The organism is Marinobacter flavimaris (assembly GCF_045057155.1).
Lineage (GTDB): Bacteria > Pseudomonadota > Gammaproteobacteria > Pseudomonadales > Oleiphilaceae > Marinobacter > Marinobacter manganoxydans.
In genome coordinates this window covers 4,306,931-4,323,088 of record NZ_CP171359.1, presented here as the reverse complement: position 1 = coordinate 4,323,088, position 16,158 = coordinate 4,306,931, and the positions used below count along the sequence as shown (strand labels likewise).

Annotated in this window: 10 protein-coding genes; 5 read left to right on the top strand and 5 right to left on the bottom strand. The window is 57.9% G+C overall.

Going from position 1 to position 16,158, the window contains the following annotated elements; translation table 11 throughout:
• The first annotated feature begins 130 nt into the window (after positions 1–130).
• From aupA to ACGK9W_RS20115, 4 genes are all read left to right on the top strand, one after another.
• The gene (aupA, locus tag ACGK9W_RS20130; RefSeq protein ID WP_405418413.1) at positions 131–1,468 is read left to right on the top strand and encodes an alkane uptake protein AupA; all 1,338 of its coding nucleotides are present in this window, start codon (positions 131–133) and stop codon (positions 1,466–1,468) included.
• A 12-nt stretch (positions 1,469–1,480) separates the two neighbouring features.
• On the top strand, positions 1,481–4,708 hold the full coding sequence (locus ACGK9W_RS20125; protein WP_405418411.1) for an Ig-like domain-containing protein: 3,228 nt from the start codon (positions 1,481–1,483) through the stop codon (positions 4,706–4,708).
• A gap of 158 nt (positions 4,709–4,866) precedes the next feature.
• Positions 4,867–7,161: a molybdopterin-dependent oxidoreductase gene (locus tag ACGK9W_RS20120; RefSeq protein WP_405418410.1), complete on the top strand. Its 2,295-nt coding sequence runs from the start codon at positions 4,867–4,869 to the stop codon at positions 7,159–7,161.
• Positions 7,162–7,180: 19 nt separating this feature from the next.
• The gene (locus ACGK9W_RS20115; protein WP_405418408.1) at positions 7,181–7,642 is read left to right on the top strand and encodes a DUF2489 domain-containing protein; all 462 of its coding nucleotides are present in this window, start codon (positions 7,181–7,183) and stop codon (positions 7,640–7,642) included.
• Between the two features lie 336 nt (positions 7,643–7,978).
• Here ACGK9W_RS20115 and ACGK9W_RS20110 read toward each other — a convergent pair whose 3' ends face one another.
• The 3 genes from ACGK9W_RS20110 to ACGK9W_RS20100 all read right to left on the bottom strand — a co-directional run bounded on the left by ACGK9W_RS20110 (position 7,979) and on the right by ACGK9W_RS20100 (position 12,538).
• Complete coding sequence (locus tag ACGK9W_RS20110) at positions 7,979–9,343, bottom strand: HDOD domain-containing protein (RefSeq protein WP_008169582.1); 1,365 nt, start codon at positions 9,341–9,343, stop codon at positions 7,979–7,981.
• 151 nt (positions 9,344–9,494) lie between these two features.
• Complete coding sequence (recG, locus tag ACGK9W_RS20105; protein ID WP_405418405.1) at positions 9,495–11,570, bottom strand: ATP-dependent DNA helicase RecG; 2,076 nt, start codon at positions 11,568–11,570, stop codon at positions 9,495–9,497.
• Positions 11,571–11,578: 8 nt separating this feature from the next.
• Positions 11,579–12,538 carry a hydrogen peroxide-inducible genes activator gene (locus ACGK9W_RS20100; RefSeq protein WP_008169585.1) on the bottom strand — a complete coding sequence of 320 codons (960 nt, stop codon included), beginning with the start codon at positions 12,536–12,538 and terminating at the stop codon, positions 11,579–11,581.
• Between the two features lie 76 nt (positions 12,539–12,614).
• On the opposite strand from ACGK9W_RS20100, the gene ACGK9W_RS20095 reads away from it, so the two are divergent.
• Entirely contained in the window at positions 12,615–13,481 is an 867-nt protein-coding gene (locus ACGK9W_RS20095) for an NAD-dependent epimerase/dehydratase family protein (protein WP_405418403.1), read from the top strand.
• A 61-nt stretch (positions 13,482–13,542) separates the two neighbouring features.
• On the opposite strand, the gene ACGK9W_RS20090 is transcribed toward ACGK9W_RS20095, so the two are convergent.
• Together ACGK9W_RS20090 and ACGK9W_RS20085 are read right to left on the bottom strand one after the other, a co-directional pair.
• Positions 13,543–13,929, bottom strand: coding sequence for a RidA family protein (locus ACGK9W_RS20090; protein ID WP_405418401.1), 387 nt, complete (start codon positions 13,927–13,929; stop codon positions 13,543–13,545).
• Between the two features lie 78 nt (positions 13,930–14,007).
• Positions 14,008–16,149 (bottom strand): bifunctional (p)ppGpp synthetase/guanosine-3',5'-bis(diphosphate) 3'-pyrophosphohydrolase, encoded by a 2,142-nt coding sequence (locus ACGK9W_RS20085; RefSeq protein ID WP_053114221.1) that lies wholly within the window; start codon positions 16,147–16,149, stop codon positions 14,008–14,010.
• Positions 16,150–16,158: the final 9 nt, after the last annotated feature.

Genomic DNA, 16,158 nt, shown 5'->3' with positions numbered 1-16,158 from the left:
CGAATCCCGTCAAAAAAGCCAACGTCCCCAAAAGACAAGCCGAATACACTACCTCCTGAACAAAAGTACCAGCCGTGCTCACCACCAGTGCGGCCCGAGTATAAAAACAACGAAGTAATGGAGTGTATCAATGGCTTTTTCCTCCCTTTCCCGGTCAAGGGCACTTTCTCTTGCGATCGCCGCCGCCTCTGTCGGTTTCTCAGTTTCGGTTAACGCTAGCATGGGCAACCTTGGCACCACCTATGGCGTCATGCCGGTGGATGTAGCTACGGCCCAATCCTTATCAATGTTCAATGACCAGGTGTCAGCCACCTATTACAACCCAGCCTATCTGACCAAAGATGAGCGTGGGGAGCTGACGGCTGGCATTCTGCATGCCGAACAGGAACTGCGTTCTGCCAACCCGAATGCCGATGGCGATATCCTGGCCAACTCCCCGAGCCAGCACGTGCTGATTGGCATGAAAACCAATCTGGGTTCCTTGACTCGCTTCAAGCACCCGATCTATCTGGGCTTTATTGCCGGCGTCGAGAAATACGGTAAGGAAATGCTGGCGTTCGATTCGCAGACCACGGAGAACGGTCAGTTCCTGCAGTATGGTAAGGAGCCTTTGTTCCTGAACATCGGGGGCGCTACGCCACTCTGGCGCGGCATTTCCGCCGGTGCGTCGGTGCGCGTCACCCTGGATGCCCAGGCAAACCTCGATGCGGTCTCTACCCTTGGTGGCGAGACCAGCCGGGAACGTCTTGCAGTCAATGCCGAGCCGTCACTGAAAACCATTCTGGGCACCACCATTGATCTGGGCAGCACGTTTTGCCCGGACAGCGAGTGCTTCCTGAACGGCTGGGAAACCGCATTCACCTATCGAACCAAGTCAGCGGCCTCCACGTCGGTTGATTCCAACATCATTGTCACCCAGACCATTCCGGATCCCGGCCTGAGTCTGGCGGTCTCCACCATTGATTCCTTCCAGCCGGAAACCTTCGGCTTTGGCGCTCAATACAAGGGTGAAAACTGGCGGATTGGTGGCAGTGTGGAGCAGCAGAATTGGTCAGAGTTGGAAAACGAATTTTCTTCCGACACGATCAAGAATCAGCAGTCTGTGCCAGCGGGCAGCCGGATTCAGTTCGACGACGTGCTGATTCCACGGATCGGCGCCGAATATGCTCTTAACAAAAACTTCTCCGTGCGCGGCGGCGTTGCCTATGAGGAATCACCACTCAAGTCCACTCGCAATCCGGAGATCAATTATCTCGATACCGACAAGATTGTCGTCGGCCTGGGCCTGAGTGCCACCTACGACCGCACCCGTCTGCTGGCCTACCCCGTCCGTCTGGATATTGGTTACCAGTACCAGCAGCTGCAGGAACGGGATTTCACGCTGGTGGATTTCGACGGCAACGAGACACCGGTTACGGCAGACGGCGACGTTCACGTTGTCAGCGGCTCCATCACCCTGAAGTTTTAAGGAGGGCACGCCATGAAGTACAACAAAACACTGGCACTGGTTCCCGCCCTGTTACTGGCCGCCTGTGGTGGCGACGAACAGACCATGAATGAGAAAGCCTCCCCCGGCTCGGTGGTGTATTCCTACCCTGCTGATGGCCAGGCAGATGTCAGCCCGAAAGCCGACATTGTTCTGCGCTTCAGCCATGCGTTGACCGATGAGGATGCAGATCTCCAAAACAAGATTCTGCTGCAAGCTCAGGGACAGTCACTGCCCTTTTCTATCAGCCGGATTGACGGCGGTAAAAGCCTCATGCTGTCGCCCTCGTCGGAACTCGACACGCTCGGCGACTACACGGTGACGTTCAGCGAACCGCTGGCTGCGGAGGGCGGTCGCCAGATCGACACCCCCAACGCGGTCGGCGATGCCGGCATCCAGTTCGAGACTCGGGGAAGTTTCTCCGGACCAGCAAGCATAACCAACTCAGCCGCGGATTTTGGTATCGCCTGGCAGGTTCCGGCAAACAACAGTCCGTTCGAGGCCATGAACTTCTCCACATTCCGCCTGGCCATGACCCACCCGATCCATCCGGACTGGAAGGCCCTGGGCGGTTCCATCCAGCTGCTGGATGGCAGCGGAGAGGTTGTTCCAGCGATGGTTCTGGTGAAAGGCAATCGGATAACGGTGGACCCTTGTGTGGTCGAGGATCCCAGGGACTGTGGCAGCAAGGACGATGTCCTGGACACCGGCCAGACCTATACCCTGCGCCTGGAAAACCTGGCCAGCCTGACTTCGCCCGAAGCAGACCGGTTCAGTGAGGAAATCGCATTCACGCCCCGCGAGACAGGCCCAACGGTCGTACTTCAGCAGTCTGCTGTTGATTCCGGGCTGGCCGCAGGTATTGCGGAGCAAGACGTCACCCGATCAGTCCTGAACGGCCAGGCCATTAACGGCGTCACGCTCAACTCGGTGCTCCAGGGAGAAGCAGGCCCCTCCCAACAGACCGGCGATCTGTTTGCAGAGCTGGCTTATGCGCCGGCCTTCGAGGCTGATGAAGCGCTTCCGTTGCGTATCGCCCGGGGCAGCGTGCTGAACAGTACCAGTCTGGATGTTCTGGTGGGCGGCGAGGTTCCTGTGCTGGATGCCGCCAACGGTCAGCTCCAGACTACTGGCAACATCAAGGTCACCATGTTGTCAGACGCATCCGGCTACCTGAGCCCCAACCCCTACACCGATGACATTAACGCGCCCAGACATATCACGCTGTTTATGGATGTCTCCATGAACACCGAAAACGCCCAGCCCAACGCAGCACTCTCCCAGGATCTGATGGGGGTCGAGTTGCGCGGCATCGCACTGGTGCAGGATGGCGTATTGACCATCGATGCCATCGGAATGGTGGAGCCAAACCTTCTCGGCCAGGAGTTCACCGACTCGACCATCGCGTTCCATCTTCAGGCGGCCACCGATGCCGATTCGGTTCTGGATGCCGAGCTACTCCGCGAGCTGGACAGCACTTCGCCCAGCCTGATCAGCTGGATGCCCGGACCGGACAACGCCATTCCGGATACGCGCCAGTCCATGCAGCGCCCCGGGGATCCGGTCATTCTGTTCTTTGATGAGCCGCTTGCCGCGGACTCCATTGATACCGGAATTTCACTGTTCGCGGATGGTGTTCCTGTTGAGACACTTGAGACACAACTGGACGGAACTGCCGTTATCGTGAATCCGGGCGATGGCCTGCGCCATGGCGTTGACTACGAAATCGTCATCGATGGTTTGACCGATCTGGCCGGCAACCCAGCCACCGTGGCACCGTTACGGTTTTCACTGGACGATATTGGCGGCTCCACTTTAACCCGGCGCCCTGCCCTGGCCCTGACCACCTATCCAGGCTACCCGTGCGAAACCGATCATAGTCTGCTGGATCTCTCCGCCGGCGTACTGGGACAGTGCTATTCCGATGGCGGTGTGGGTGACACTCTACCGGTCAGCACCATGCCGTCAGATCGTCCCATTACCGTTGTCTTCTCCAAGTCCATGGACCTAAATTCCATTATTCAGGGAGACACCTTCATCGTTGAGAGAGTGAAGCAGGAACCCAATGGTTCGGTCACGGTTGTGGAAAGCAACCTACCTGGCCGACTTGAAAAGAATCTCCAGCGGATCCGGTTCTACCCGGACCAGCCCTGGGAAGCCGACGCACACTATCGGTACACCCTGAAGTCATCGGAGGATGCAGGAAGCTGCTCGACTGGAAGCTACACCTCAATTTGCGATTCCGATGGCCTTGCGCTGAAAACCGACCTGCTTGAAGGGCTTGATGACGGAGGTGGCAACAACGGACCGGACGACATGGTGATCTATTTCACCGGAACCGAGCCTCTGGACAGCGTTTTCACGCCTCTGCGAAACCTGCCAGTTCGCGACACCAATGCCAACTTCATTGTGGACTGTGACTCCAACACCAACCCGGACTGTCTTGAGCCGTTTGACCACCAGGGCAGCGACGCTGATGGCTGGGCCGCTTCAGCCAATTCAACGAAACTGAGGGTCCGCAATAACGAAGCATCAGCCTCTCCGCCCGTGATTGTAGCCAGTACCGCCGATGCGCGGGTTGGCTGCGAGACCGGCGAGCGTTGCCTCAAAGATAAGTTCATCTACCAGACCTACGCCCTCAACACGGAAGTTATTGGCCCTGGCATTTATGAGCCAACCGGCGATGAGGGGATTCTGGTGAACCTGTATCCCACACAGTTGGCGACCACATCGATCAGTGTGTTCACAGAGCTTCGGGTTTTTGGATTTATCCCACTCCAGGAGGAGTCCATTACCAATACCCAGGTCCTCCGCATGCGCTATGCCAAGGACGACCCGGCGTGTTCCGGCCCGGGCTGCAGCCGCTCTGGCCTGATACCCGGGGTAATAACCGAGGGTGAAAATGGCCAGCCGGTCTTCAAAACCCGGGCCGAATTGATGCTCGATGCGCCCGATATGGAAATCCCGCTGGGAGGCCGCCACGACCTGTACGGTCGGGAGTTTGTGCTTGAACTGGAGGGCAACATCACCTTCTTCGATGACGGCCGGATGCAGATTGAGCAACGCAACTCAAACCTGGTCGACATTAATGTCCGGGCGCGGGCGCTTGGAGTGCCTGGCGGCGAAATCGTGACGATTGATCTGCCCCTGCAAATCCCCGAACAGGGCGTCTACCTCAACTTCATATCCAACCCGGTCAAAGAGATCCCGGCAGAGCAGTAAAAAGCTGTGAAACCACTGCAAAGGGCCAGCCTTCGGGTTGGCCCTTTTTGCACAGGGTACAAACGGTGGTTATTTCCCCCTCCAAGCCATTTGCTGCTAATCTGGTTGCAGATTGAAACTTCTATAGCAAGACAACAACCTTTCAGGAGAGCCCCTTCATGGAAAACGGCACCCACTATCGTACCTGTCACTTTTGCGAGGCCATGTGCGGTGTCGCGATCGAAATGAAGGACGGCCGGATTGCTTCCATAAAGGGCGATGAGAATGATCCGCTCAGCCGGGGGCATATCTGTCCGAAGGCGGTTGCGCTTCAGGATCTGCACGAAGATCCGGACCGCCTGAAAAAGCCGATACGCAAAACCGGGACCGGCTGGCAGGAAATGGAGTGGGCGGAGGCGTTTGACCTGGTCGCCGAAAAGCTCCACCAGACCCGCCAGGACCACGGCCACAACAGCATCGGCGTTTACCTGGGCAACCCAAACGTACACAACCATGGTTCCCTGGTTGCCACCATGCCATTGCTGCGAGCCATCGGAACCCAGAACCGGTTTTCAGCAACGTCCAATGATCAGCTGCCTCACATGCTCGCCAGTCTCGAGATGTTCGGGCACCAGGTTCTTTTCCCCATTCCCGATATCGATCACACGGATCTGTTTATCTGCATTGGCGCCAATCCCATGGCGTCCAATGGCAGCCTGATGACGGTTCCGGACTTCCGCGGGCGACTCAAGGCCCTGAAGCAGCGCGGCGGCAGAATGGTTGTGGTGGACCCCCGCCGCACCGAGACCGCAAAGCTGGCCGACGAATTCCACTTCGTCCGGCCCGGAAGCGATGCCCTGCTGATGATGGCCATGGTGCATACATTGTTTGAAGAAAAGCTGGTGGATCCCGGTCCGGCGGAAAGGCTGGTGAAAGACGCAGACCTTCTGCGCCTGGCGGCTCTCAGCTTCACCCCGGAAGTGGTCAGCGCACACACCGGTATTTCCGCGGAGGACATTCGCGCCCTCACCCGACAGCTCGCCACCACGCGAAAGGCGGCTCTTTACACGCGCATGGGGACAAGCACCCAGACCTTTGGCGGTGTGGCAACCTGGCTGGCCTATTGCCTCAACATCCTGACCGGGAAACTGGACCTGCCCGGCGGCGTTCTGTTCTCGCAGCCGGCGATTGATCTGGTAGAGCTTGGTGCCATGGCCGGTCAGAAGGGTCACTTCGGCAAGCGCCACAGCCGCGTGAAGGGGCTGCCTGAATTCGGCGGAGAATACCCGGCCAGCACCATGGCCGATGAGATGTTAACCCCTGGCGATGGGCAGATCAGGGCTTTTGTCACCGTTGCCGGCAATCCCGTTCTCTCCAGCCCCAACGGCCGACGTCTGGAGGAAGCCCTGGGCGGCCTCGACTTCATGGTCTCGGTGGATTATTACCTCAACGAAACAACCCGGCATGCGGATATCATCCTGCCCCCGACCGCGGCGCTGGAACGTAGCCACTACGATCTGATTTTCAGCATGTTTGCGGTGCGCAATTTCGCCAAATACAGCGAAGCACTGTTCGATGCCGGCCCGGGAGCCCGCCATGACTGGCAGATTCTACTGGAGCTGGCCCACCGGTTGGAAAAGCTCCGGAAAGGTGGGCAACTGGCCCTGCGGGCGGAACTCGGCTGGCGCGCCTTCAAGCAGATTGGGCCAGACCCGATTCTTGATCTGCTCTTGCGATCCGGCCCCTATGGCGCTGATGCCGGGCGTGCGCGGGGCTTGCTGCAGCCTGCGGTCGATCTGGTGATGGATATCCTGCCGAAACGACATCCGCTTCGTGGACTGGCCAAGCTCAGCCCCCTGAACCGCCACTGGCAGGAGCTACCGAAAGGGCTTTCCCTGAGTGCCCTGAAGGACAACCCGAACGGCGTCGATCTGGGCCCTCTCCAGCCGTCCCTGCCTGAACGCCTGTTTACCCGCGATGGCAAGATCAACCTTGCGCCAAGGCGCTACCTGGACGACCTTGGCAGGCTGCATGAGGCCCTGGCTGCACCGGCCGGCGAGTCTCTGCAACTGATTGGCCGGCGCCACGTTCGGAGCAACAACTCGTGGATGCACAACAGTCAGCGGCTGGTTAAGGGCAAGGACCGGTGCACCCTGATGATTCATCCCAAAGACGCCAGCCGCCTGGGTTTGCAGGCCGCTGACTCTGCAGAAATATCTTCGGAATCCAGGCAGATAGTCTTGCCGGTTGAAATTACCGAGGATGTCATGCCCGGCGTGGTATCCATTCCCCATGGCTGGGGCCATGACCGCGACGGCACTGGCCAGTCAGTGGCGGCTGCCCATGCCGGTGCCAGCATCAACGACTTGCTCAGCGACGGTCGAATTGATCCGCTCTCTGGCACTTCCGTATTGAATGGACAGCCTGTTGCTGTCAAAGTCTGGCGCCCGGAGCGCCAACGCAAACGGGCCTGATTCAGAAAAGGAGCCGAAAATGCCCCAGTGGCTGCAGTGGAGTCTGATTATTGCCGGTGTTATCGCCATCATTCTGCTGGCGGTGTTCATCCGGCGGCAGATGGGATTGCTTTCGGAAAATCGCAAGCGGCAGGCCAAAGCCGAGGCGTTCCAGACCAACCGCAGACAAGACATGATCCGCAGTGTTCATGTTATTGCGATGGCGGTTGAAGAGGATCAGATCGAATACTCGGAAGCCTGCCTCAGACTCAAGGGCCTGCTCGATCACATTGCTCCGGAGTTGCTGGAGCAATCACCTTTCAGTGTATTCCAGAAAGTGCATGACCAGTTGCAGCACATGCCCACGCACCGGGCACGGCAAGCAACTGAGACAAAGTTCGTGGACAAGATGGACAAGGAACGTTTCGAAGTGGAACAGAAGCATGCCGATGCGATTCGCCGGGCCGCAACCGCTATCCGACACCACTCCTTTTCAGGTTAGAGTCAGCTATTCAAGCATCCAGGAACTGGTCAGACCTTATTTTTGTAACATTTTGTAACCACTCGGTCGACAAAAAGAATAATTTAGCTCATGAAATCAAAAGGTTCTGACGCGGTGAAAAACTGACACGACGATCATTCCTTCCAGGTTACAACTGTTGACTTTTCTTTTTTCCATAAGGGTCTAAATTAGAAGCAAGGGGGCACCGATCATCTGCGGCAGGTGCCACCTAACGTTGTTTTCTCCTGATAAGTTTGGACGACTCTGCAATAAAGCGGGTGAGCTTGCCGGCCTCTGAGCCGGCTTTTTTTGAATCAAAATATGGGGATGTAGACCTTACTGACTCATCATACCGGCCATTGCCATAACGCTATCTTTATTGTGAACCAGTTCATCGAACTGTTCCTCAACCTGCCCTCGATCAAGACCCAACTCATCGAAGACTGCCTGATCAACCTCTTCACCAGCGCCGAGAGCTACACCTCGTGCCGTTAGCAACTGCCGGCCGAGCCAGAGCAAACGGGCGTACACGCTGTTCGATCCACTGTAGAAGCGATTCTTTTGATAACGGATTGCCAGTGTGACCTCGTCGGGCATGCCCCAGTTCTCCATGAGCTGGGCTGCAATCTGCTCTCGGGTAATGCCAAGTAAATAGTGTTCAGTAACGGAGGAATCAATATCAGGATTCACTTCCAGCGAACGGCATACCAGCTTGAAATGTGGCGGAAACACTTGCGCCAGAACCAGGTGGCCAAAGTTGTGGAGAAGGCCTCCCAGATAGGCAAGACCAAAGACAGGACGCTCTCCGCGGGGCATCATGCTGGCCAAAATACCGGCGGACTGGGCTTGCCAGATAGCCTGCTGCCAGTAATCCACATAACCTTCGGGATGATCCTGAGGCTGCTTTAATGCCCGCCCCAACGAAAGGCCCATGGCCAGGTTCATGACAAGGTCGAATCCGAGAACTCGGGACACCGCATCATGGACTGATTTTACCCGGCCGGCGGCGGCATAGAACGAAGACGACGCCCAACTGACCACCTGCGCTGCCAAGCTTGGATCGCTCTCGACGATATCAACGAGGTCCCCCATCACAGCATTGGGATTTACTCGTAAATGGATGATTCTCTGCGCGGTTTCAGGCAGTGGTGGTAACTCAAGCGTATCTTCAAGTCTCTGCTGTATTCTTAAACCGGTGAATTTTTTGATGGCCGAATGGAATTGATCCCGATCTCTGTCGTGGTCATCATAATTAACCGAAATGGATTCCAGGGCGACTGCAAGAGAGTGTCGATCGGCGTTGGCTGTCAGAGCCTGAAAGTCCTCTGCAGGCATGACCATCGCGAGATTCTGTTCGCCAAGCTCCAACGCAACCGCAGAAAGTTGATCCACACGCTCATCAACAAGCGTCGGCCAGCCGGTCAATGAAGGCAGTGCTGGAAGCGCTTTAAGGCCAGCCCGCTCTCTCACCCGCACTTGCTCGCGGCGCTTCATCAGACGCAGATCACGCCCGAGTTCCTTGTTCATCTGTTCTAAATCAATCAGATCGTCCTTGCGACAAATCACCTGAAGGTTACCTTGCTCATCAGTCAGCAAGACCATGCGTAACAGTTCTTTTCGGCTGGCGGTGCTGACATCCCTCAAGGATACACCCGCTGCGGTCTCACCCAGAGCCTGCTGAACTGCGACAGGTAATTCCATAAATTTCTCCCGAATATTGCTGTTTCCCGCCGGATAACCCGAACCCGAAAATCATACTAAACCCAGTATAGGGCAAAGAAATGACTCTGACGTTGACTGAACTCTATTTCCAGAGCGTTTTCATACGCTTTCAGTGAATAAACGGACGCCTTTACACATCGCCGTAACGGGTTCTCTCACCGAGCCATCGTCGCACCAGAGCGCGGACAGTCTCCGGATGAACCATCAATCCCGGCGCCATTTTCCGAACTGGCTCAATCCAGCCCTTGTCGCGTTCGAAGTCCGCCAGACGAAACTGCATCATACCGGTCTGCCGGGTACCCAATACTTCGCCCGGCCCCCGAATCTCCAGGTCTTTCTCGGCAATAAAGAAGCCATCCTGGCTGTCCCTGAGCGCCTGCAGCCGGGCCTTGCCATTGGCGGACAAAGGCGGGTGGTACATCAGGACACAGAAACTTGCCTGCTCGCCCCGGCCAACACGACCACGGAGTTGATGCAACTGGGCCAGCCCCAGGCGTTCCGGGTTTTCAATGATGATCAGCGACGCGTTGGGGACGTCCACCCCAACCTCAATCACCGTGGTCGCGACCAGCAGGTCCAGCTCGCCAACTTTGAACTGCTCCATCACCGCCGCCTTTTCCTGAGCCTTTAGCCGGCCATGCACCAGCCCCACTTTCAGGTCCGGCAATCGCTCGGCAAGCTCCTGGGCAGTCACCTCCGCGGCTTGACACTGCAGAGCCTCGGACTCCTCGATCAGAGTGCACACCCAATAGGCCTGTCGACCTTCCCTGCAGGCGCCCCGAACCCGTTCAATCACATCTTCCCTGCGGCTGTCGGGAATCACGATGGTTTCGATCGGCTTCCGTCCTGGAGGCAGTTCATCAATCACCGAGGTATCGAGATCGGCATAGGCGCTCATGGCAAGCGTACGGGGAATGGGTGTTGCGGTCATGATCAACTGGTGAGGTGCCAGTGAGCCACCGACACCCTTTTCCCGCAAGGCCAGCCTCTGGTGTACGCCGAAACGATGCTGTTCATCGACGATGACCAGGGCAAGACGATGGAACCTGACGTCGTCCTGAAACAGGGCATGGGTGCCGATCACCACGGCGGCATCCCCTGACTGGACCGCTTCCAGCGTTTCCGTCCGGGTCTTTCCTTTTACCTTCCCGGATAGCCACGCGAGACGGATGCCCAGAGGCTCTAGCCATGCCCGGAAATTCTGAAAATGCTGTTCGGCAAGGATTTCGGTGGGCGCCATCAGGGCTACTTGTGCACCGGCGCCAATAGCCTGCAACGCCGCCAATGCCGCGACAACGGTCTTGCCCGAGCCAACATCGCCCTGAACAAGCCGGAGCATCGGCAGTGGCTGGCTCAGGTCCTGACGGATATCGGCCAGCACATGGCGCTGCGCACCGGTGAGTGCAAAGGGCAGGGAATCCAGGAAACGCTCGGGCAAATCCCCCGTGGGCAGGAGCGGGAGCGCTTCACGGGCCTGAATCTGTTCACGCACCTGGAGCAAGCTCAGCTGATGGGCCAGCAGCTCTTCCATCACCAGGCGCTGTTGCGCCGGATGGCGCCCTTCCATAAGCAGGTTGACCGGCGCGCTGGCTGGCGGGGAATGCACCAGCTGGACGGCTTCGGTGATTGCGGGCAGCTGATACTCGGCCAGCAGGTTCCCGGGCAGCCAGTCACGGATCGGGAACCGGTCAAGATAGCCCAGAGCCTGCTGGCAGAGCGAGCGGACGCGTGGCTGCTGGATGCCCTCTGTCAGCGGGTAAACCGGGGTCAGGGTCGCCTCACCTTCCGCTGGCATGGGCGGCGGATTGATCTGGTACTCCGGGTGGTAGAACTCATAACCTGCGCGCCCGGGCCGGACTTCGCCGAAGCAGCGAACCCTGGCGCCCTCGCTCAACTGGTTTTTCTGGGCCGCGTTGAAATGAAAAAAGCGCATCACCAGAAACCCGCTGTTATCCCGGAGGGTTACTTGCAAACTGCGTCTGCGACCCATGATCAGGTCCGCTTTCATAACCTCCCCTTCCACCACGGCCACATCACCGATGCGAAGACTTCCCATGGGTATTACCCGGGTTCTGTCTTCGTATCGGTGAGGCAGGTGAAACAGCAGGTCCTGCAGGGAGGTAATACCCAGCTTGGCGAGCTTTTCTGCCAGGGCGTTTCCTACGCCCTTGAGCTGGGTGACCGGTATGTCATCCAGTGACGTCATAGTCAGGCTCAGGCGCTTTCGGCCACAACCGGTGTGTCTGTTTTCGCCTTTTCGATTACCCGGCACTGGCTGGCAGCCAGGGAGAGCACATCAATAGCCTTGGGCCGCGGGAACGTAACCCGCCAGGCCAGAGCCACCGTGCGGAACGGCACCGGGGACGCAAACGGTCGAACGGCCAGAATGTCCTCGTGGTACTGCATGGCGGTGGCCGCCGAGAGTGGTAAAACTGTGATGCCCAGGCCGGAAGCGACCATATGGCGAATGGTTTCCAGAGAACTGCCTTCGGTCACCAACGCTGGTGAGCCGTTGTTTGCCCGGTGGGTTACGGCTTCTACCAGGGGTGGGCAGGATTCCAGAACCTGATCCCGGAAACAGTGTCCGGGCCCGAGCAATAGCAATTGCTCCTTGGCCAGCTCGTCGGCAGTCAACTGCTCCTTGCTGGCCAGCGGATGTCCCGCGGGCAGCAACACTACGAACGGTTCGTCGTAGAGCGGCAGGGTAACTACTTCCGGCTCCTCGAACGGCAGGGCAATAATAATGGCATCCAGCTCAGACTGCCGGAGTTTCTGCCTCAGGTTGGCGGTATAGTTCTCTTCGATATAAAGCGGCATTTCCGGGGCCGCACGCCTCAATTCGGGGAGCAGGTGTGGGAACAGATAGGGACCGATGGTGTAGATCGCACCGACCTTCAGAGGCGAATTGAGCTGGTTCTTGCCATCCTGAGCCATGTCTTTGATCAGGCCGACCTGATCGAGCACCCGCTGGGCCTGCTCGATAATGCGCAGACCGGTTTCGGTCACGCGGATGCTGCTTTTGCTTCGCTCGAATAGAGGGATACCGAGCTCGTCTTCCAGCTTTTTCACAGCAACACTGAGCGTTGGCTGGCTGACATGGCAACGCTCTGCAGCCCGGCCAAAATGCCTTTCGCGGGCCAGCGTAACGACGTATCGTAACTCGGTGAGAGTCATGGTGAGCTCCGGTCAGATAGATGCGGGTCGAAGTTTCACGAATTTATGAGGTAAAGCATAAGGATTGAAATTGTCTATGGCAATCACTGAAAGTCGTAAGACGCCCCGAATTCTCGTTGCCGGTTGCGGCAAACTCGGTGGCGCCATTGCCAGTCGGCTGACAACCTCGGCCACCGTGTTTGGCCTGCGGCGAAATCCCGGGCGTGTTTCCGAGGGTGTTCACGGCATCGGCGCTGATCTGACCAGGCCTGAGACCCTGACCCGCAAACTTCCTGCTGATCTCGATATCATCCTCTATTGCCTGACGCCCTCCAGCTACGACCAGCAGGGCTATCGCGATGCCTATGTGACTGGCCTGGAAAATTTGTTGGCGGCCGTCGGCAGTCAGTCTCTGAAGCACCTTTTCTTTGTGAGCAGCAGCAGTGTCTATTCACAGGATGACGACAGCTGGGTAGATGAATCCAGCTCCACAGAACCGGCCCGGTTCAGCGGCGAGCAGGTCCTGGCCGGTGAACAGACCGCATTGGAAAGCGGCCATCCGGCGACAATCATTCGATACAGCGGCATTTACGGGCCTTCACGGCGGCGTTTTCTCGAGGAGGTCCAAGAGGGGCGCATGAATCCGGCGAAGCCAGCACCGTTCAGTAACCGGATTCACGAGGAGGATGCAGCGGAGGCCGCTGCCCACCTTGTGAAGCTGGCACTTTCGGGAGCGTCACTGGAGACCTGCTACCTTGCCAGCGATTGCGAGCCGGTAAGACTTGATGAGGTAGTAGATTGGGTGCGGCAGCAAACGCCCTGCGCCGATCCGCAGCCTGATGCCCGGAAAGGTGGCCGGGCCGGGAGCAAACGCTGCAGCAACAAGCGACTGCTGGACACCGGCTTCCAGTTCCGCTACCCGGATTTCCGTGCCGGCTACCGCGACATGATTGATCAGGGGTGAGCCTTCGGCATTAAAAAAGGCGGCCAAGGCCGCCTTTTCTCAATTCAGGTGTTTTCAGGTCTTAGCTGAGCACCATCACCGCTTCCATTTCAATGGGCACTCCCTTGGGCAGCGCCGCGACACCTACCGCCGCTCGGGCCGGATACGGTTCCTGGAAATAGGTGGCCATGATCTCGTTGACCGTGGCGAAATTGGCCAGGTCTGTCATGTAGATGTTCAGTTTCACAATGTCCTTCAGCTCGCCACCGGCGGCCTCGCAAACGGCCTTGAGGTTATCGAATACCTGCCGGGTCTTGACAGAGAAATCGCCGGCGACCACTTCCATGGTTTCCGGCACCAGCGGAATCTGGCCAGACAGGTACACGGTATCCCCTGCCTTTACCGCCTGGGAGTATGTGCCGATCGCCTGGGGCGCATTCTCGGTCTGAATTACGGATTTGTTGGTCATGACCCTTGGTTTCCTCTCTTCCAAAACGCCAATCCTCGCCCTTGCGTGGCGCGCCTGTCAACCGGGCTTTGGTCGGGGTCAGTGCCGCACACGGCTGATGTGGGTAATCGCACGAATGTTGCGGATCCGGCGCATCACCCGGGCCAGGTGCCGGCGACCATTAACGTGTACCACTAGACTGACAACGCCAAAGCGGGCGTTCTGCTCTTCCACGTTAATGCGCTCGATGTTGCCGTCCGCCATGGCAACCGCATTGGCCATCTCGGCAATCACACCGCGCTGGCGCTCCAGCTCTACCCGGAGCTCCACGGAAAATTCGTCGGTAATGTCCTTGGCCCATTTAAGATGCGTGAGGCGAGCCCGCCCCTCATCGTCCTCGGGCAACCGGGAGCAGGTATCGGAATGAATCACCATACCTTTGCCGGAATCCATCACCCCAACCACCGGGTCTCCCGGAATCGGCTTGCAACAGCTGGCGAACCGAACCAGAAGGCCTTCCGTGCCCCGAATGGTCACCGGGCTATGATTGCCACCCTCGATATCCCTGGGAGCCTCAATGGCTTCGGCAACCTCTGAGCCGCTCGCGAGCTGACGAGCCACCAGATAGGCCATCCGGTTGCCGAGCCCGATGTCACTGATCAGATCATCAAAACTGTTCACCTGATTGTGGTTCACCACGGCTTGCTTCTGGGCGTCGCTGATCTCGGAAAGTTTCGCACCAAACCCTTTCAGGGATTTCTTCAGCAGGGTGCGACCGAGCTCCAGCGATTCCGCGCGCTTCTGGCTCTTGAGCACGTGCCGGATACTGCTCCGGGCCTTGCCGGTCACCACGAAACTGAGCCAGGCCGGGTTGGGGCGGGCGCCGGGCGCAGTGATGATTTCCACGGTCTGGCCACTCTGCAGAGGCTGGCTGAGGGAACCCAGGTTGCGGTTGATTCGACAGGCTACGGTGGCGTTGCCGATGTCCGTGTGGATGGCATAGGCAAAGTCTACTGGCGTTGCCCCGCTTGGCAACTCCATGATGCGGCCTTTCGGGGTGAAAACGTATATCTCGTCCGGGAACAGGTCTACCTTTACATGCTCGATAAACTCCATAGAGTCATCGGCCCGTTCCCGCATTTCCATCAGCCCCTTCACCCAGCGGTCGACCCGGGCCTGGTTGGCGCTGGTCACGCTGCTGGGTTCATTCTTATACATCCAGTGCGCCGCAATCCCGTTATTGGCGATATGCTCCATCTCCTCGGTACGGATCTGGATCTCGATGTTCACGTGCATCCCGAACAGAGTGGTGTGGATGGACTGGTAGCCATTGGCCTTGGGCATGGCTATGTAGTCCTTGAAGCGGCCCGGGAGGGGTTTGTAGAGGCTGTGTACGGCACCAAGGATCCGGTAGCAGTCGTCTTCGGTATCGGTGATGATCCGGAACGCGTAAACGTCCATGATTTCATGGAAGGATTTCTGCTTGAACTTCATCTTGTTGTAGATGCTGTTCAAGTGCTTTTCCCGGCCCAGAATCCGCCCCGGCAGGCCGCGCTCTTCAAGCTTCTCCTGCAATTTGCCACGAATATCCTCGATGATTTCGCGGTGGCTGCCCCTGAGCTTGTCCACCGCTTTTGAAATGTATCTCGAACGCATCGGATACAGCGAGGTAAACCCCAGATCCTCGAGCTCGGTGCAGATCGAGTGCATACCCAGGCGGTTCGCGATGGGGGCGTAGATATCGAGGGTCTCGGTGGCAATGCGCTGGCGCTTCTCATAGGGCATGGGGCCCAGGGTGCGCATATTGTGAAGGCGGTCCGCCAGCTTCACCAGAATGACCCGAATATCTCTGGCCATGGCCAGAGTCATCTTCTGGAAGTTTTCAGCCTGGGCTTCCGCCCGGGACCGGAATTCGATCTGGGTAAGCTTGCTGACGCCATCCACCAGTTCCGCAACATCGTCGCCGAACTGCTCCGCCAGGGCATCCTTGGGAATGCCGGTGTCTTCGATCACATCGTGAAGCATCGCCGCCATCAGGCTCTGATGATCCAGACGGAGATCGGCGAGAATATGGGCGACAGCCAGGGGGTGAGTAATGTACCGGTCGCCGCTCTTACGCATCTGGCCCTCATGGGCCTGCTCGGCATAATAATAGGCGCGTCGCACCTGATTGATGCGAGTGGTATCCAGATAGGAACTTAGCTCTCGAGCCAGTCCTTCAACCGTAGCCTCTGCCGACACCGCGCCTCC